Here is a 16,642-nt window from a genome sequence, read left to right on the forward strand (position 1 = left end):
TATAAACAGATAAGTAATTCGACAGCCAAAAAGCAGAAGTTCCGACAAGACAATTATACATATCTGTTTCTTATCAAAGAAGAATTTTTCCCATAGACACAGAAAATTTTACGCCCTCTCATATCAGCGTCCAGGACCGCCTTCTTTATTTTCTGATTCTCGTCATGCAAGATGCAGGGGCCCTCATATCCGCATGAAACGCATCCGGTACATGGACAGATATCCATATCTGCAAGATCAAATCTTCTGATGCTATGGCCGGCTGCTTCCGCCCCCTGGCTGAAATTCTCCACTAAAATATTTGTGGATCCCTTTTTATTCGGACTTCCCTGTAAAATTACAATTTTCATCTGCTGCTTCCTCCTTTTTTTCATCTGTAATTTGTTCTGTACTTTTGCAAATTTTATTTACAAACTTGTCAATACAGGGTTGTTTAAATAGTCGTATACCCGTTTGACTTCGCTTATTTTCCGTGTATCCAGCATGGACGGGCAATCTTTGTCCAGCTGGGCAATCCGCATCATGTCCGCTTCCTCCAGTTTAAAATCCCAGATATTCAGATTTTCTCTCATGCGCTCCTTATGCACAGATTTCGGGATAACGATCACTCCCTGCTGTACATTCCACCGCAGGATGATCTGTGCCGGAGTCTTTCCGTATTTTTCTGCGATTTCTTTCAGGATCGGTTCGTCGAACATCCCTTTCATACCTTCTGCAAAAGGTGCCCATGCCTGAGCCTGTATCCCCAGTTCACCCATGATCTCAAGATCTTCTTTTCTCTGATAATGAGGATGCCTCTCGATCTGATTGATCTGCGGCTTGATTTCCACATTATAGCATAGATCCAGCAAACGATCCGGATAGAAATTGCAAACACCAATAGCCCGGATCTTTCCCTCCTTATATAGTTCCTCCATAGCACGCCAGGAGCCGTAATAATCTCCAAAGGGCATGTGGATAAGATAAAGATCCAGATATTCCAGCCCCAGTTTTTTCAAAGATTCTTCAAAAGCAGTCCTTGTATTATCGTATCCCATCTGCTGGATATACGCTTTTGTAGTAATAAACAGTTCTTCCCTTGGTATACCGCTGTTTCTGATCCCTCTGCCCACTGCTTCTTCATTCTGATACGAGCTTGCCGTATCGATCAGCCGGTATCCTTCTGCAATAGCATTCCTGACCACCGGTTCACAGTCTTCTTCCGGTATCTGAAAAACTCCGAAACCTTCCATAGGCATTTCAATTCCGTTATTTAATTTTATTTTCTCTATCATAGCTCTGCCTCCTGTTCATCCTTTCCTGCTTGCTTTCGGCATCAGTCTGCCTTCTTCTCTTTTCTTCATTATCCTATAATTTTTTTACCCTGTCTAATACCTGTCTTTTATCATGAACTATTCCTGATATGTATGATAGAAGGCCTTTTCTGCCTGTCGTTACTTCTTACTCTCCACTCCGTTTTTCTGGCAGATATCTTTCAGGCAGCACTTCTCGCAAAATGGTGATGTTCTGGCTGTGCAGACATCTCTTCCATGGTAAACCAGACGGTGGCAGAAATCACTGCCCTCTTCCAGAGGAATGATCTTCCATAGAGCCATTTCCACTTTTTTCGGCTCTCTGATCCCGTCTACAAGCCCGATCCGGTTGACCAGACGGATACAATGGGTATCGGTAACAATTGCCGGCTTTCCAAACACATCTCCCATGATCAGATTGGCACTTTTTCTTCCAACCCCCGGAAATTTCAATAAAGCATTAAAATCATCCGGCACTTTTCCCTGATACTGATCCCGGAGAATCTTCATACAGGCGCTGATATCCCTGGCCTTGCTCTTACCCAGGCCGCAGGGCCGGACGATCTTCTCAATCTCTTCCACCGGAGCTTCTGCCAGAGCTGCCACATCCGGATATTTTGCATAAAGATCCTCAACCACCACATTTACTCTTGCGTCTGTACACTGAGCGGCCAGCCGTACACTTACCAGCAGCTTCCAGGCCTGATCATAGTCCAAAGTACACTGGGCCAGAGGATATTCTTTCTTTAAACGTTCAATTACTTCCAGAGCAAGTTCTTCCTTTGTCATTTTATATACATCCTTCCGTTGTGAGTTTTCTATATGTAAGTATACGAAAAAACTTTTTTCGCAACTGGCAGTGGAAATCTGCCAGGTTTTTCGCAGGCGGTATTATTCGGTATATATGCTATGTCTCCGGTCCGCAGCTGTTACAGGATATACCTCTCTCCCAGACGGAAAATATGATACTTCTTCTCCGGATAATGCCGCTCCATATAGTCAGCAAAGATCAGAGGATTTTCTTTATTTCCTCCAATCATGTCATAGTGAAGAGGAATGGTCAGATCAGCTCCGATCGCACTGGCAAACCAGCAGGCTTCCCGGCTGTTCATGTTTCCTACAATATCCCGTTCATTTCTTTCCAGATCTCTGCCGTTTATGGGGATCATGGCTGCGTCTATGCCATGGGATTTCTGAAGTTTGTCTATCAGCTCCCGGGTTACGATCGTATCCCCGCTGTGGAAAAACCCACGGTCTCCAAGACGGATCTCATATCCCAGAGTCAGACTGTGTCCTTCCTGGTCAAACTGATAGGATTCATGAGCAGTAGCCGCCGGATTCACCTGGATTCCCTCTTCCAGAGTAATCTTTTGATCCTGACATAAGCCTAAAAGCTGGTCTTTAGAAATCCCAAAAGAAAGAGCCTGCTCCACCAAGGGCAGCGGAAGGACAATCTTCATCTGTGGATTTCTCTTAGCCAGTTTTACCAGGGTTTCCTGGTGCATATGATCCCCATGGTCATGGGTGCAGAACACATAGTCTGCCCGAAGCTCTTCCGGCAGAAAAGGAATCGGATAATTTCTCCGGTCCTCTCCGTCTTCTCCCGGCATTGCTCCCAGCACCGGATCTATGCACAGGACAATTCCCTTCCACTTCAGGATCATTCCCATCTGTCCGATATACCATAGACTGCACAGCTCTTTAGGAAGACTGGTTTCTACGATCTCCCTGAGAAGTTCACTGCCTTTTTTATACCATTTATTACTCATAATTTCTGCCTCCTGTATTCTCTGAAAGCCATCGTTTTCAGAACGGTTCCTGTTCTATGTAAACTGCTTTTTTCCTGCTCTGTTAGATGCTTCACTGACAGAATTGTATCATAAATCCAATTATAAGGCGAGAATAAACAGCAACTGCGGCCTCAGATTTTGACAGGTTAAGTGGAAAAGTTTTATTTCCCCACTCTCCACTTCCCCTCTTCCGGATAAAAATACAGACAGAAGGATTTTTCTCTTCCTTTCTGACAGACCCGGCACTGGTATTTCCAAAGTGGAATGCCTCCATACCGGAGCTTTTGAAAGGTATCTGTAAAAATGGGGCCGATAGTCTGGATCTGTCCATCTTCATTTTGAATTTTCATAGATAGAGGCATTCCTTTCCCCTGAACTGTAAACCAGCATTTTACCGCTGCCGGAAGAAGTTCCGAATCCAAAAGAACTCCCTCGTCTTTTTCATAGACTTTTCCGCCTGTTCCAAAATTCATCTATCATACCTTTCTGCTGGCAGCTTATACAGAACTGTTCTTTTTTCTCTGGAAATACCGCCGGACATATGGTCTATGGGAGTATCCAGAAAGGCAGCCCTTTTGACTGCGTCTGCCCCATACCGCTGGCGGATACGGTCTACGGTCATCTCTGCTCTCCGTCTTTTTTCATAGGCTTCTCCCTGAAAAAGGCTTTCCTGTACCGGCATATCTTTTCTCGTAAGACAACTGCCCCGGATTCCCAGATGGCGAATAGGTTCTCCCTTCCATATCTGCCGGAACAGCAGAACTGCCCTTTTATAAATTTCTTCTGTAAGATCCGTAGGATCAGAAAATTTCTTCTGATGGGAATAACAGTGAAAATCCCAGGTTTTTATGGAGAGGGTAAACACCTGAGCCATGACCTGATCTTTCTTCATACGGGCTCCCAGAGTTTCTGAAAGTCCAAGAAGAGCCAGACGGGCCTGCCGAATATCTGTCACATCAAAAGGAAGGGTCAGGCTGTTTCCATAGCCTTTGTTGGCTTCCGGCTCTGGCTCTACCGGAGAAGTGTCTATTCCGTTGGCAAAAGCCCAGAGAATTTCTCCATACTTTTTTAAGTGAGACTTCAATATTTCAGGATCCGTGCGGGCCAGTTCACGGATGGTATAAATTCCCAGGCTTTCCAGTTTTCCTACAGTTTTTGATCCTGCAAAAAACAGATCCGATACAGGCAAAGGCCAGAGTTTGGTTCCTATTTCTCCTGGAAACAGTGTATGGACTTTATCAGGCTTTTCAAAATCTGAGGCCATTTTTGCAAGGACTTTATTGGAGGAGATTCCGATATTTACTGTAAATCCCAGCTCGTCCCGAATTCTTTTTCGGACTGTCTCTGCCGCTGCTTCGGGACTGTGCCATAAAGTCTGAGTTCCGGTCATATCCATAAAAGCTTCATCTATACTGTACTGCTCCACTGCCGGAGAAAATTCTTTCAGTATTTCTATAAATGCTTTTGAAGCTTTTTCATAAAGCTGATAATGGGGCTGCACAAGGATCAGAGAAGGGCATTTTCTTTTGGCTTCTAAAATACTTTCTCCTGTGCGGATCCCGTATTTTTTTGCGGGAATGGATTTTGCCAGAATAATCCCATGGCGCATAGCCGTATCTCCCGCCACCCCAGCTGCCTGGCTGCGAAGATCTTCTTTTGCGCCCAGGTGCCGGAGCCTGTATACTGCCTCCCAGCTGAGATAAGCGGCATTTACGTCTACATGAAAAATAATCCTGTTTTCAAACATATGTTCGTGTGAGCAACAGGGTTATTCTGGAAATTTATCCTTGGTTGCCGGTATTTCTGTAAAGGTGTTCTTATGTTTAGAGTCTGCTAATCATCTATCTGATTCTTTACCATAATCTTATCCAAAAAACCGGCTTCATTAAAACTTAGCGTCCAATAAGGCGAGGTAACATCCTCTTTTCTGTAAGTTAAATTTCTCGTTTCGTAGCTTTCATCTGGCATGCCGTACAGCTGCAGAACATCATCCCTTGTAGACCATCCCAGCATCAGCCCTCCTGGAATCCGCAGCTCTGTTCCGGCAAACTCATAATTTCCATAAATCACAGATACTCTGCCCACAATGCCTTGCGTAATGTCTATCGTCTGCTCTTGGGTATTGTAGACAATAACATCTATACTCTGTTCTTTTGTATTGGTCAATGTAATCCATGAACTATCATATCCTTTGTAGTCGTCCCTTCCGGGCAGCTGCAGTCCGGCATCCTCATCGGATATCATCCAACCATTCTTCAAAAAATCGGATAAAGGCACAGGTAAGGAATAGACGTTATCATTAATCTGAATAGAAAAACTCTCCCAATCATCTGGAAGGTTGGCGGAAGGAGGAAACAGATATTCAGCCTCTTCGTCCAGACCAGGAAGATACTGGAGGGCTATAACCGTTTCCGTATAAGGAAGATATGTAACCTTCGCCCGCAATTCATAATTTTCAGACCACAGTTCGGTTCCCTCATCATATGCTCCTTCACCCAGAGAAAAATTATGTGTGCCCCCGTCAATCCCTCTGCCTCTCAGATAATATCTGGCAGGACCATCTCCGGTATAATCATTATCAAATTTAAGGCCGTCTAAATATGTAATTTTCGGGTGGTCTAAATAAGGGATATCCAGAATCACTGGTCGGACAAAAAAGAAAGCCGCCAACGGACAGATAACGATGCCTGAAATCCGTCCGAGGATTCCTTTTATGCTTTTTTTCCCAGGTTTGAATAGTCCTCTGACACAGAAAATCACTGTGGCTATGGCCAAAATCCCTATTATGATCCGAAAGCCTGCAGTTCTTATAAAGCCTGCATTGCCCATGGCAATCACTTTAGTATTCAAGATAGTAAAAAATATAGCAGCACCGAAAATAAACAGGAAAATAGGACCAAAAAGAACAATAGGCCCGAATTTCATCCAGAATATATACCGTTTGTCGAAGTCGTTTTCACCTTTACCCATAATCCCTTTTCTCCTCCATATACTTTCTGTAATGGTATATCCGGGTTGTCATGCTATAATCACAAGCACGGCCTGTATATCAAATTTAATGTAGCATTGCGATATTTCTTTGTCAAATTAAATCCTTGTAAAGCCTTATCCATCCCAGATACTCCCGGCAGATCATAAAAAAAGGAGCAGCTTCCATATACGAAGCTTCTCCCTTTTAGAGGTTCTCTTATAAAAAAAACAGTCTCTCCTGACGGTATTCCTGTCTGCACTCCAGAAGTCCGGGAGTTTTTTTCAGGAATTTTTCCATTGAACAATTTTCCCATATCCATTCTTCCAGCTCCTCTTTCTCTAGGATCAGAGGCATGCGATGGTGGACCGGACGGACAGACGGATTTGCCTGAGTCGTAAGAATGATAAATCTTGGAACTTCTTGAAACAGTTCATAAAATCCTGCCATATACAGAAGGGATCCGTCCTTCCTGAAAAATTCGGCCTTTTCTTTCTCCGGATTCCACTCATAGAACCATCTGGCAGGGAGCACACATCTTCTGTGAGAAACAGCCCTTGAAAAAGAGGGTCGCTCCAAAGCAGTCTCTGACCTGGCATTGATAAGAAGCTGTTTTTTATCTCTTCCGGGGAATCCCCAGGCCATGGAAGCGGCTTTCAGCCCTCCGCCCTCATTTTTCAATATTACAGGGGCTTCCATAGAAGGATAAATGTCCCTGGAGCCGGTATTCAGCCGGGATTCCAGGATCTTTACCATCCGCCGGATTTCCTCTGTCATTTCTTCATCCATGTGATACCGTCCGCACATAGGCTTCTCCTTTTATACTTTTTTCTAGGCTTCTCCCAGAATGGCCCGGATACAGTTGGCGGCTTGAAAGTCTTTCTTTCCCATGCCGTATCCGATCTTTTCCATAACCATCTGAGGCATACGGCCGTATTCTGTGGCAAAGTATTTCAGCAAAGCTCCTCCTGTAGGGGTGCAAAGCTCCCCTTCGATCTTGCCTGCCTGGCAAGGAATTCCCTGAAGGATCAGGGCTGTAGCCGGAGCAGGAACAGGAAGGATCCCATGCGCGCACCATACCTGTCCGTAACCGGTGGTAACAGGGGATACGATGATCTGCTCAGCTCCCAGCTCATGAAAGAGCATGGCACAGCCGGTAATATCCGCCACCGCGTCCATGGCCCCTACCTCATGGAAATGAACCTCTGCGACCGGCCGCCCGTGGACCTGGCTCTCTGCCTGGGCAATGATCTGATAAATGTTTTTCACATCTTCTTTTACCTTATTGTCTACATGAAGTCCATCAATGATCCCGGTAATATCTTCCATGGAAAAATGGCTGTGATGTCCGTGAACGTGCTCATGATGCTCATGGACAGGCTTCTCTCCATCCATGGCTTCTTTCTGGTGCATATGATGATGTGTGTGTTCTTGATGTGTATGATGATCATGATGATCATGGCCGTGAAAATGTACGTGGCTGTGTCCGCTGTGAGCATTGCCCTCTTCACTGGACAGATCCAGGCTTTCCTCTTCTTCCCCATTTATCAGGACTTCCATATGGGTGCCGGTGATCCCGCATTTTACAGACTTCTGAGCCTCGATGCGGACTCCCGGGATTCCTGCCTGATTGAATTTTTTAAGAAATTTTTCTCTGTCAGGAACCAGCTCCAGAAGGGCGCCCATAAGCATATCTCCTGCTGCTCCCATCTGACAGTCTATATATAGAGTTTTCATTCTTTTCTCTTTCCCTCCAGGTGATTGATCATACTTGCCAGATATCCGGCACCGAAGCCATTATCAATATTTACTACGCTGATCCCGCTGGCACAGGAATTCAGCATAGAAAGAAGGGCTGAGAGCCCTCCAAAGTTGGCGCCGTATCCCACGCTGGTTGGAACAGCGATTACCGGGCAGTCCGCCATGCCGCCGATGACGCTGGCAAGAGCGCCTTCCATACCTGCGATGGCGATGATCACTCTGGCACTCATAATATCTTCCACATGATCCATCAGACGGTGCATTCCCGCAACTCCCACATCATAAAGACGGAGAACTTCGTTGCCGTAAATTTCAGCAGTAAGGGCAGCTTCCTCTGCTACAGGAATATCACTGGTACCTCCCGTAGCTACCACGATTCTCCCTACTCCATCTGGTTTTGGCATTTCTCCGATAACTCCGGTCCTGGAATGGCTGTCATAATGAAGATCCATTTCTTTTCCTACATAATCTGCCGCCTCCTGGCTCATTCTGGTAATCAGAACCGTTTTTTCATGATCCAGAACCATAGTCTGGGCGATTTTTAAAATCTGTTCCTTGGTCTTTCCAGCTCCATAAATGACCTCTGCCATCCCCTGACGGATGCCCCTGTGAGTGTCCACTTTTGCAAATCCCAGGTCTTTATATGGTTCTACTTTTATCTGTAACAGAGCTTCTTCCGGTTTAACGCTGCCCTGGGCAACCTGCTCCAGAAGCTGCTGCAAATCTTTTTTATCCATGTTTTCTGCTCCTTTGTAAATATTCTCTTTTTTTATATCACTTTGAGTATACTCCAGGGCAAGAGCTTTTTTACACCAGAGCGTAAACAATCATCATCCCCGCAATCCCCAAAAGGATACTGACGGAATTGATCTGAGCCGCTTTTGCTCCGTCCCCTCCTGCATTCTGGGTAAGAAGAGGTGCAATACTGGCCACAGGAGCCGCCAGAAGTACGCAGATGGCCTGACGTATATCCGGTGAAAATGGGATAAAGAGAATAACGCCAGCCATAATAACAAGTATGGTCCCATACCGCAGGGCAAAAAACTTCACCATCTCCCAGAGGTTTTTTCTGTCCAGTTTCAGTTCAAAAAGGATACCGATACTGAGCATAGCCAGAAAAGCGTTGGCATTTCCCATAACAGAAGCCAGCTTCAGCACAGGTTCCGGCAGCCTCAGATGGAGAGCCGCCAGCAGGATCATCAGCAGATACATATCCGTAATAGGAGAAGTAAAAATCTTTTTCAAAAGAAATTTCAGAGAAAATCTGCTCTTTCCCCCTTTCACAGCCTCTGCCAGGCTGTAGTCAATTCCGTAAAGATAGATTGCAACGCCGATATCAAAAAGGCAGAGGGCAGCAAACCCATCTGTAGAGAGCAGACCGGTAAGAAAAGGGATGGCAAAGTTTCCGATATTATAAGTGTTCAAGTTAAAAAGATACATCACTTTTTCTTCCGGAGCTTTCTTTCTTGTTGCCGCCATTCCTACCAGCATAAGTATGGTGCTGGTGCCGAAGCCTACCAGAAAACACCACAGAAAAGAGGGCTGAAGTTCCAGATCCTTCAGCCCGTTTACCGCCATAGCCGGCATGGTAAGATAGAGAATCACTTTTTTCAGAAAATCCGTATCCTCCACCTTAAAGATACCGGCTTTTTTAAAACCATATCCGGCAAATAAAAGCACCACATAAACAATGGTCTGGGTCAGTACATTACTCATAAGCCTAAATTATCCAATTCACAGTTTATATTTTCCTCACAGGAACGCATAGCCAGGATGGTCTTCTCCATCAGTTCTTCCAGGCTCCACCCTAACTGTTCTGCCCCTTTTGTAATGATCTCCCTGGAGCATCCTGCTGCAAAACGTTTATCCTTGAATTTTTTCTTCAGGCTTTTCACTTCCAGATCCATAACGCTTCTGGAAGGACGCATTTTCACTGCTGCTCCGATCAGTCCGGTAAGCTCGTCACAGGCAAAGAGCACTTTTTCCATCTCATGCTCCGGCTTTACATCAGAACATTCTCCATAGCCGTGGCTGCATACTGCATGGATCACTTCCGGCTCCGCCCCGGCCTTTTCCAGAAGCTCTACTGCTTTCTTGCAGTGTTCTTCCGGATACATTTCAAAATCAATGTCGTGAAGGATCCCGCAGATTTCCCAGAAATCCTGATCATCTCCATAGCCCAGCTCCCCGGCAAACCATTTCATACAGGCCCCTACTGTCAGCCCGTGAAGGATATGAAAAGGCTCCTTATTATATTCCCTCAGCAGCTCTAAAGCGCTGTCATGGTTAAATTTTGTATTCATTTTCATTCGCCTCCGTAATTTTCATCTCAGAATATACTATATCAGAATGAAAATTTTTTCAAGCTGTCACTTCAAATGTCAGCGCCATTTAAGGCTCCTCCCGGATTTCCAGCTCATAGCTGAACAGGGCCAGCTTCCTGGCATTTTCCTGATCCTTCATTACCGTATATCCGCCGAAAGCCGGAAGCTGATACAGATACAGCCTGGTAATCTTTTTCTGCTTTGTACTGAACACATCATATCCTTCCATACCAGAAGAAGCCGTCCATTCCAGGGGGACCCCATCCTGGTCAAAGGCCAGCAATGTACTGTCCAGAGGGAGCTTCAGACCAAGGTGCTTATCTTCCTCATAAGTGGCATATCCGTCAATACCGGTAACTTCCTTCAGGTTTTTCAGACATTCCAGATAAAAGGTATCTTTTTCCTGGCCGTCCATCTGAGGACGGATCTGCTTTACTTTGATGTCATAAGGACTTACCAGGATTTCTTCCAGGCCAAAGCCTTTCTCTCCTGTCTGCTCCACCGTATATCTCTGAGTTCTGGTTCCATCTATAGAAACAGGAATTTCCAGATTCCATACCTGCTGACCGATCAGACAGTACCGGGCGTCCTGCATATCTGCAAATGCTTCCGGCTGGGCTGTTCTGGAGGAATCGTTCCAGGCCAGGAGGCGGATCTCCATCTGGAAGCTACTGTCTTCTTTGGTTTCCACAGGCTGGTCAAATGGTATCTGGACCATGCCTTCTACCAGACGGCTGTCCTTTTGGGTTACAGTCATCCAGACAGAAAAGTTCTGCTCCATATCCTTATATTGAAGGTTTCCGTTTATCTGCATGTCTGCATATTCTCCGGTATCTTCCTGCTTCAGCAGTTCTCCAAAGCCTTTTTCTTCCAGATTTTCCAGTCTTAAGGTCAGATACAGGCTGGTTCCGTCACAATATACTTCTACAGGAAGGATACGAATATTTCCGGCTTCATCCCCATATTTCTCATACATTTCCTGAAGGATTTCTTCTTCACTTTTTTCCGGTGTTTCCAAATGCTCACTGAGATTTTCCCCATTTTGGGACCAGTCTCCGGTAATCCGGCTTTTATCCTGAAGCTCCTGAAAAATCCCGCCTATCAGAGGAAGCTCTTTTGCAAACGCCGGGTTGGCCCTGCAATATCCGGCAAAGACAAGAAGTACCGCAGCGGCGGCAGAAGTATTGAAAAGGATTTTTCTTCTTTTTTTTCTCTTCAACTCTTCTTTTCCCTTTTGGATTCCTTTTTCCACGGCCAGATCAAGGGCCTGGGGAATCGCTATAGAATCTAATTCGATTTTCTTCATTTCTTTTTTCCTTTCCTTTTCATTTCATCTTCCCGGGCAGCGGTCCGGACATAGGCGCTGATTCCTGCCGGACCGGACCTTCTAAATCTTTTTTCAGCAACTTCCGTATTCGGCATAAACGTGTCCGGACTGCTCCCTCGCTGCTGCCTGTAATCTGGGAAATTTCTTTAATAGAGAATTCATAAAAATATTTCATCAGGACCAGTTCCCTGAAATCCTCAGGGAGTCTTTGCAATGCACCTCTCAGATCCATGATTTCTTCCCTGGAATACTCTCTGATCGGAGCCATAGAATTCTCTTTTTGCAGTTCGGCCGCCTCCCAGGGCAGCCAGTTTCCGGATTTTTCCTTTGCTCTTAAAGCCTCATTGATCAGGATCCTGGTCAGCCAGGTCCGGAAATATTCCGGCTTTTTAAGTTTGCCGATACCTACATAGGCTTTTGCAACAGTTTCTGCTACTGTATCCAGGGCCATCTGCTCTTCCCTGCAATAAAGAAAAGCCATTTTATAAAGATACTCTTTTTCCTGTTCCATCAACGTTTCAAAAGCTCCCGGTTTTCTCCGGACAGCCCTTCGGACCAGGTTTAATCTTTCATCCATTTCTGCCTCCTTCTCATAGACATTTATATGTCTGTTTAACTGTTAGACAGGGAACAGCCCTAAAAGGTTACAAGGGAAATTTTAGATATGAAGAAAATCTTGATCAGCGATCCTGAAAAGGCAGAAGCCGTAGAAGCGGATCGAAAAGTATGGATAAGCATCCTGCGGTCATTGACACTGCTGTACAGGCATTTCCGCCGACCGCAGGTGTTTTAGCATTCTTATGTGGCGAATATCATTTACTCGCAATATACGTTTTTGATTTCCGTTAACAAAGCAACTGTGATGTCCTTTGCGATAACTGAGGCTTTGGCACAGTTCTCATCAAAGTTATCCAAGCCTCTGTGTTCTGGAGTATCTGTGATGCAGCGGATTGAGAGAAAGGGGATACGATTTACATAGCACACATGAGCAATACTTGCGGTTTCCATATCAACTGTCAAAGGTGAAAATTCTTGATTGATCCTTAGCCGCCCTTCGTCGGTTATAAAAGACTCTCCTGTTGCCATCCGCCCCCAAATCACTTTCCCGGCTGGTTTAATTTTTTCAACAGCAGTTCTGGACAAACTTATCAGTTTAGAATCTGCTGCAAAAAACACAGATTCCATCCATGGATGAAATTCTGTCAAAATGTCCTGTGCCACATCGTGATAACAAACTTCTGTAGAAATTACGGTATCGAATATTTCAAGGTCCGGTTCCATTCCCCCTGCTGTTCCTGAATTGATAATCATATCCACACCAAACACATCTATTAAAAGCTGTGATCCTATGGCAGCGTTTACCTTACACACTCCGGAAAACAAAGCAACGACTTCCATTCCGGCAATTCGCCCGATATGAAATTTCAACATGGCTTTATCCACTGTTTTACAATCTTTTATCAATGGCAGAAAGGAGGAAAGCTCCTCATCCCCTGCACATATAATACCGATTTTCATAGGATATATTCCTCCGAGGCTGTTAGTTTAACTTTTAATGCTTCTCGCAGATTAAACATCTGAAAAAACACTGCCTGCGGATACCAGAGTATCCACCAGCTCATCGATCTGACGTATGGTTTTCTTAACAGCAGACTCCTCTTTATTTTTGCGGATTTCATGGAGACGTTTTTTTAATTCTTTCATTTCATACTTAGAAAGGTATTCTTTTAAATGGCCGGCCCGATCCAGAAGATCAGCGAAAACAATGGCGTCTTTGGAAGGCAGGTCATTTCTCAGCAGTTCTGTGCGAAGGTTATCTGCCACATCAAAAAGGAGTTCTCTCTTGGGCCTGTACTTGCCTTTCCCCATTTTTTCCAATGAACGGGTGTCCTCATCCATAGACTGGACAAGGGAATCCGTAAGTTCCCGAAGTTTTTTGTCCGTAAAAGCTCCTGTATACTTTTCTACGATCTTTTCTGCTTTTACCGGTTTTCCCCGATTGGCCGTTTCCTGTTCGATCATATCGTAAAGAGATTTTAAATAACGCATAGATTCCGGCAATTTTTCTGCAATAGACAATCTCTTCCTTTCTATAGTAATGCATTTTCCCATATACATCTCCAGCACCCCTGCGGCTATAAGACATGCTACCGGCACCTGGTCATAACTGGAAAAGTTCCCTTTTTCATTTACTGTGCAGATAAAAAATTTCTGAGTCAAACTTAAATCTTTCATAAAATGGATTCCTCCTCTGATAAAATGCATTGGGTAAATTCTTTATTATATAGCATAACCTGAACCGCCTTGCTTTTCAATAGGATATCCGGATTTTACTTTTTTACCTTTTCCATTGACAAATCTGTAATTTCCTTCTAAGATATATTATTAGCTTACTAATATTTAGCATTCTAACTATTGTGAAAGGAGTTTGTGTATGAATCTTTCTTATCATTACATGCTGATGGTCAATCATGTGATCCTGCAGAAAAAATTGTTTCTTTCTCTGAAAGATACCGGCCTGACTTTAGGACAGCCTAAAGTTCTGGATTTTCTACGTGAAAAAGACGGGGCAGCCCAGAAAGAAATCGCTGCAGCCTGTCACATCGAACCGGCTTCGCTTACAACAATCCTCAACGGCATGGAAGAAAAGGGGATGATCCAGCGAAAAAGTCTGAACGGCAACCGGCGTTCCTGGCACATTTTTCTCACGGATCGTGGAAAAGAAATGGCGGCAGCTACAGAAAAAAGATTCGAAGAGCTGGAAGCTCAGGCATTCGCCGGAATTTCCGGAGAAGAACGGAGAAGCTTTTTGAAAACGTTTGAAAAGATCTATCAGAATATGGAAACATTGGAGGGAAACACACATGACAGAAAAAATTAAGCGCTATATTATTTTCCTTAACGGATTATTTATCAATTCTTTCGGGGTAAGTTTTATCACAAAGGCAGATCTGGGAACCTCCCCCATTTCTTCGATCCCGTATGTGCTTAGCCTGAATTTTCCTTTTACTCTTGGAGAATTTACCATATTTTTCAGTCTTCTGCTGATTTTTCTCCAGCTTATCATACTGCGGAAAAATTTTAAGCTGGAGCATTTTCTGCAGATACCGGTATCTATTATTTTCGGGTACTTTATCGACCTCACCACTTTCATGTTGGGAGACATGAATCCGGAACTGTATCCGGTAAAACTTGTTTCTCTGCTCATCGGATGTGTGATCCTGGGATTTGGAGTCTATATGGAGGTGCTGGCAGATGTGGTCATGCTTCCCGGAGAGTCCTTTGTCCGTGCCATCGTTCTTACCTGGAAAACAAATTTCGGCAACACAAAAGTAACCTTTGACGCTTCCATGACCATTATCGCAGGAATCCTGTCCCTGTTCTTTTTTCACAGGCTTCAGGGTGTCCGGGAAGGCACTATTATCGCAGCTCTTTTAGTAGGCTTTATTGCCAGACTTTTTGGACGGCTTCTTGCCTTTCTGCCTGCCATCCTCTATCCGGAATTATTTGAGAAAAAAGAAGCAGAAAGCCTCCAGGAACCGGAAAATCACTGGACCATCGCCATTGGCCGTCAGTATGGCTGCGGCGGACATGAAATTGGACAAAAACTGGCTGAAAAACTGGGATATAAGTTTTATGACGGGGAAATTATTGAAATGATCGCCGGTACTACCGGCTATTCCAGAAAATTTATTAAAGACCGGGAGGAAAAAATGACAAACAGTCTCCTCTATGATCTGGTTAATCAGATGTACGCCTATTCTCCGGATACCCCTGCCCCAAAGGACGAAATCTTCCAGGCGGAATCCCAGGCGATTCAAAAACTGGCAGAGGAAGAAAACTGCGTGATTATCGGCAGATGTTCTGACTATGTTCTGAAAGATCACCCTCACTGCCTTCGGGTATTTTTAGGCAGTTCTTTTGAAACAAGAGTAAAGGGACTGATGGAATCTGGAAATCTTTCTCAAAAAGAAGCAGAACAGGAAATCCGTCTGGAGGACAGGCGCCGCCGGGATAACTATCGTTATTACACCCGGCAGCCCTGGGGATTTTCTCCAAACTATCATCTTACATTGGATACCGGCCTGGGTACAGACTATTGTGTAGATCTTATTCTTCAGACTCTGTCTCATCTTCAGAAGTGATGGTATCCGGCTGTGTCAGTTCTGCAAGCTGTCCGTAAACAGATACGGCGTCCATAATATGATACGGATCCGTATCATGGCTTCCATCTGCGTGGGCGGTAACCAATACATAAGACTTTCCGTTTACCTCTCCCAGACTTGCCAGACACAGGCCGGCGTCAGAAGTAAATCCAGTCTTTCCTCCCTGTATGTAGGAATCCTGTATCCCGGCTTTTTCCATGGTCTCAAACATAGAATTGTGGAAAGTAAAGCCCTGGGTGTGAAGGTTTGTAGGCGCCACGCTATATGTCTTTGTGGTAAAGATCTCACGGAAAGTCTGATTTTTCAATGCTTCCTGAAGGATCAATGCCATATCTTCCACACTGGAATAGTGGTTAATATCCTGCAGTCCTGTAGTGTTTGTAAAATGTGTGTGTTTCAAACCAAGAGCTGCAGCCTTTTCATTCATCTTTTCAACAAAAGCTGCTTCAGAGCCTGCAATATTCTGGGCCAGAGCTACGCAGCACTCTCCTCCCGAGGGCAGGATCGCACCATACAGCAGGTCCTGATAGGTGGCAGTTTCTCCCGGTTCAAAACCTGCCATGGAAGCCCCTTCTTCATATAATGGAGGAAAGATGTCTTCACTTAAAGTTGCGGAAGCGCTGGTATCCGGAATATTTTCCAGAGCCACCATTACCGTCATCATCTTTGTAAGAGAAGCCGGATAAATGATCTGGCCGGGATTTCTTTGAGTTAGAACTTCTCCCGTATCCAGGTCTATCAGTATGGCACTGGTGCTGTATAAACCGGACAGATCCACCTTTTCCGGCTCTTTCTCTTCTTCTGTATTCTCTTCGGTCTGTGTTTCACTGGCAGCTAAATCCGCTTCCTTTTCTTTATTTATCTGTTGTGTCAGAAATAAAATCACGATCAGCAGGACCAGCACCAGAAAAATTCCTATTTCCAGTATAGGATATTTTTTTCTCCTTCTGTTTCTTTTTCGCTTCATATTTTTACTCATTCTTACCCTTCATTCCTTTCCATTGACTTCCCTAT

The 16,642-nt window shown here is 44.6% G+C and carries 19 protein-coding genes; 2 read left to right on the forward strand and 17 right to left on the reverse strand.

Annotated elements, in window-relative coordinates; translation table 11 throughout:
* Positions 1 to 53 precede the first annotated feature (53 nt).
* The 16 genes from B5G33_RS12925 to B5G33_RS13000 form a co-directional block, all read right to left on the reverse strand.
* Positions 54 to 350: a flavodoxin family protein gene (locus B5G33_RS12925; RefSeq protein WP_087417924.1), complete on the reverse strand. Its 297-nt coding sequence runs from the start codon at positions 348 to 350 to the stop codon at positions 54 to 56.
* Between the two features lie 57 nt (positions 351 to 407).
* Complete coding sequence (locus B5G33_RS12930; protein ID WP_204247390.1) at positions 408 to 1,274, reverse strand: aldo/keto reductase; 867 nt, start codon at positions 1,272 to 1,274, stop codon at positions 408 to 410.
* A 159-nt stretch (positions 1,275 to 1,433) separates the two neighbouring features.
* The gene (locus tag B5G33_RS12935; RefSeq protein WP_087417925.1) at positions 1,434 to 2,081 is read right to left on the reverse strand and encodes an endonuclease III domain-containing protein; all 648 of its coding nucleotides are present in this window, start codon (positions 2,079 to 2,081) and stop codon (positions 1,434 to 1,436) included.
* A gap of 140 nt (positions 2,082 to 2,221) precedes the next feature.
* Positions 2,222 to 3,061: an MBL fold metallo-hydrolase gene (locus B5G33_RS12940; RefSeq protein WP_087417926.1), complete on the reverse strand. Its 840-nt coding sequence runs from the start codon at positions 3,059 to 3,061 to the stop codon at positions 2,222 to 2,224.
* Between the two features lie 182 nt (positions 3,062 to 3,243).
* Positions 3,244 to 3,555: a hypothetical protein gene (locus tag B5G33_RS12945; RefSeq protein WP_087267988.1), complete on the reverse strand. Its 312-nt coding sequence runs from the start codon at positions 3,553 to 3,555 to the stop codon at positions 3,244 to 3,246.
* Positions 3,552 to 4,829 carry a DNA polymerase Y family protein gene (locus B5G33_RS12950; RefSeq protein ID WP_087417927.1) on the reverse strand — a complete coding sequence of 426 codons (1,278 nt, stop codon included), beginning with the start codon at positions 4,827 to 4,829 and terminating at the stop codon, positions 3,552 to 3,554. Before B5G33_RS12950 ends, B5G33_RS12945 begins: the two co-directional genes overlap by 4 nt.
* Positions 4,830 to 4,915: 86 nt before the next feature.
* Positions 4,916 to 6,052 carry a hypothetical protein gene (locus B5G33_RS12955; RefSeq protein WP_087417928.1) on the reverse strand — a complete coding sequence of 379 codons (1,137 nt, stop codon included), beginning with the start codon at positions 6,050 to 6,052 and terminating at the stop codon, positions 4,916 to 4,918.
* Positions 6,053 to 6,269: 217 nt separating this feature from the next.
* Positions 6,270 to 6,857, reverse strand: coding sequence for an SOS response-associated peptidase (locus B5G33_RS12960; protein WP_087267997.1), 588 nt, complete (start codon positions 6,855 to 6,857; stop codon positions 6,270 to 6,272).
* A gap of 24 nt (positions 6,858 to 6,881) precedes the next feature.
* Complete coding sequence (locus B5G33_RS12965) at positions 6,882 to 7,787, reverse strand: LarC family nickel insertion protein (protein ID WP_087417929.1); 906 nt, start codon at positions 7,785 to 7,787, stop codon at positions 6,882 to 6,884.
* Complete coding sequence (gene larB, locus B5G33_RS12970) at positions 7,784 to 8,548, reverse strand: nickel pincer cofactor biosynthesis protein LarB (protein ID WP_087418002.1); 765 nt, start codon at positions 8,546 to 8,548, stop codon at positions 7,784 to 7,786. The genes B5G33_RS12965 and larB overlap by 4 nt, the downstream gene beginning before the upstream one ends.
* A 70-nt stretch (positions 8,549 to 8,618) precedes the next feature.
* Positions 8,619 to 9,527: an AEC family transporter gene (locus tag B5G33_RS12975; protein WP_087417930.1), complete on the reverse strand. Its 909-nt coding sequence runs from the start codon at positions 9,525 to 9,527 to the stop codon at positions 8,619 to 8,621.
* Positions 9,524 to 10,114, reverse strand: a complete 591-nt coding sequence (locus B5G33_RS12980; protein WP_087417931.1) for an HDIG domain-containing metalloprotein — start codon at positions 10,112 to 10,114, stop codon at positions 9,524 to 9,526. Before B5G33_RS12980 ends, B5G33_RS12975 begins: the two co-directional genes overlap by 4 nt.
* An 88-nt stretch (positions 10,115 to 10,202) precedes the next feature.
* Positions 10,203 to 11,441, reverse strand: a complete 1,239-nt coding sequence (locus B5G33_RS12985; RefSeq protein ID WP_087268010.1) for a DUF4179 domain-containing protein — start codon at positions 11,439 to 11,441, stop codon at positions 10,203 to 10,205.
* 19 nt (positions 11,442 to 11,460) lie between these two features.
* Complete coding sequence (locus tag B5G33_RS12990; protein WP_087268014.1) at positions 11,461 to 12,039, reverse strand: sigma-70 family RNA polymerase sigma factor; 579 nt, start codon at positions 12,037 to 12,039, stop codon at positions 11,461 to 11,463.
* Between the two features lie 239 nt (positions 12,040 to 12,278).
* Positions 12,279 to 12,980, reverse strand: a complete 702-nt coding sequence (gene mtnN, locus B5G33_RS12995) for a 5'-methylthioadenosine/S-adenosylhomocysteine nucleosidase (RefSeq protein WP_087417932.1) — start codon at positions 12,978 to 12,980, stop codon at positions 12,279 to 12,281.
* Between the two features lie 51 nt (positions 12,981 to 13,031).
* Positions 13,032 to 13,697, reverse strand: a complete 666-nt coding sequence (locus tag B5G33_RS13000) for a GPP34 family phosphoprotein (RefSeq protein WP_158229620.1) — start codon at positions 13,695 to 13,697, stop codon at positions 13,032 to 13,034.
* A 199-nt stretch (positions 13,698 to 13,896) separates the two neighbouring features.
* Between B5G33_RS13000 and B5G33_RS13005 the strand changes: the two genes are divergently transcribed.
* Together B5G33_RS13005 and B5G33_RS13010 are read left to right on the forward strand one after the other, a co-directional pair.
* On the forward strand, positions 13,897 to 14,343 hold the full coding sequence (locus tag B5G33_RS13005) for a MarR family winged helix-turn-helix transcriptional regulator (RefSeq protein ID WP_087417934.1): 447 nt from the start codon (positions 13,897 to 13,899) through the stop codon (positions 14,341 to 14,343).
* On the forward strand, positions 14,327 to 15,607 hold the full coding sequence (locus B5G33_RS13010; RefSeq protein WP_087417935.1) for a cytidylate kinase family protein: 1,281 nt from the start codon (positions 14,327 to 14,329) through the stop codon (positions 15,605 to 15,607). Before B5G33_RS13005 ends, B5G33_RS13010 begins: the two co-directional genes overlap by 17 nt.
* Here the strand turns inward: B5G33_RS13010 and B5G33_RS13015 are convergent.
* The gene (locus tag B5G33_RS13015; protein ID WP_087268027.1) at positions 15,573 to 16,607 is read right to left on the reverse strand and encodes a D-alanyl-D-alanine carboxypeptidase family protein; all 1,035 of its coding nucleotides are present in this window, start codon (positions 16,605 to 16,607) and stop codon (positions 15,573 to 15,575) included. The genes B5G33_RS13010 and B5G33_RS13015 overlap by 35 nt on opposite strands.
* Positions 16,608 to 16,642: the final 35 nt, after the last annotated feature.

Source organism: Blautia sp. An81 (assembly GCF_002161285.1).
In the GTDB taxonomy this organism is placed as follows: domain Bacteria; phylum Bacillota; class Clostridia; order Lachnospirales; family Lachnospiraceae; genus Blautia; species Blautia ornithocaccae.

Coding starts and splice junctions, on each gene's coding strand:
- B5G33_RS12925 (WP_087417924.1), bottom strand. CDS start 350: ATGAAAATTGTAATTTTACAGGGAAGTCCGAATAAAAAGGGATCCACA.
- B5G33_RS12930 (WP_204247390.1), bottom strand. CDS start 1,274: ATGATAGAGAAAATAAAATTAAATAACGGAATTGAAATGCCTATGGAA.
- B5G33_RS12935 (WP_087417925.1), bottom strand. CDS start 2,081: ATGACAAAGGAAGAACTTGCTCTGGAAGTAATTGAACGTTTAAAGAAA.
- B5G33_RS12940 (WP_087417926.1), bottom strand. CDS start 3,061: ATGAGTAATAAATGGTATAAAAAAGGCAGTGAACTTCTCAGGGAGATC.
- B5G33_RS12945 (WP_087267988.1), bottom strand. CDS start 3,555: ATGAATTTTGGAACAGGCGGAAAAGTCTATGAAAAAGACGAGGGAGTT.
- B5G33_RS12950 (WP_087417927.1), bottom strand. CDS start 4,829: ATGTTTGAAAACAGGATTATTTTTCATGTAGACGTAAATGCCGCTTAT.
- B5G33_RS12955 (WP_087417928.1), bottom strand. CDS start 6,052: ATGGGTAAAGGTGAAAACGACTTCGACAAACGGTATATATTCTGGATG.
- B5G33_RS12960 (WP_087267997.1), bottom strand. CDS start 6,857: ATGTGCGGACGGTATCACATGGATGAAGAAATGACAGAGGAAATCCGG.
- B5G33_RS12965 (WP_087417929.1), bottom strand. CDS start 7,787: ATGAAAACTCTATATATAGACTGTCAGATGGGAGCAGCAGGAGATATG.
- larB (WP_087418002.1), bottom strand. CDS start 8,548: ATGGATAAAAAAGATTTGCAGCAGCTTCTGGAGCAGGTTGCCCAGGGC.
- B5G33_RS12975 (WP_087417930.1), bottom strand. CDS start 9,527: ATGAGTAATGTACTGACCCAGACCATTGTTTATGTGGTGCTTTTATTT.
- B5G33_RS12980 (WP_087417931.1), bottom strand. CDS start 10,114: ATGAATACAAAATTTAACCATGACAGCGCTTTAGAGCTGCTGAGGGAA.
- B5G33_RS12985 (WP_087268010.1), bottom strand. CDS start 11,441: ATGAAGAAAATCGAATTAGATTCTATAGCGATTCCCCAGGCCCTTGAT.
- B5G33_RS12990 (WP_087268014.1), bottom strand. CDS start 12,039: ATGGATGAAAGATTAAACCTGGTCCGAAGGGCTGTCCGGAGAAAACCG.
- mtnN (WP_087417932.1), bottom strand. CDS start 12,980: ATGAAAATCGGTATTATATGTGCAGGGGATGAGGAGCTTTCCTCCTTT.
- B5G33_RS13000 (WP_158229620.1), bottom strand. CDS start 13,697: ATGAAAGATTTAAGTTTGACTCAGAAATTTTTTATCTGCACAGTAAAT.
- B5G33_RS13005 (WP_087417934.1), top strand. CDS start 13,897: ATGAATCTTTCTTATCATTACATGCTGATGGTCAATCATGTGATCCTG.
- B5G33_RS13010 (WP_087417935.1), top strand. CDS start 14,327: ATGACAGAAAAAATTAAGCGCTATATTATTTTCCTTAACGGATTATTT.
- B5G33_RS13015 (WP_087268027.1), bottom strand. CDS start 16,607: ATGAGTAAAAATATGAAGCGAAAAAGAAACAGAAGGAGAAAAAAATAT.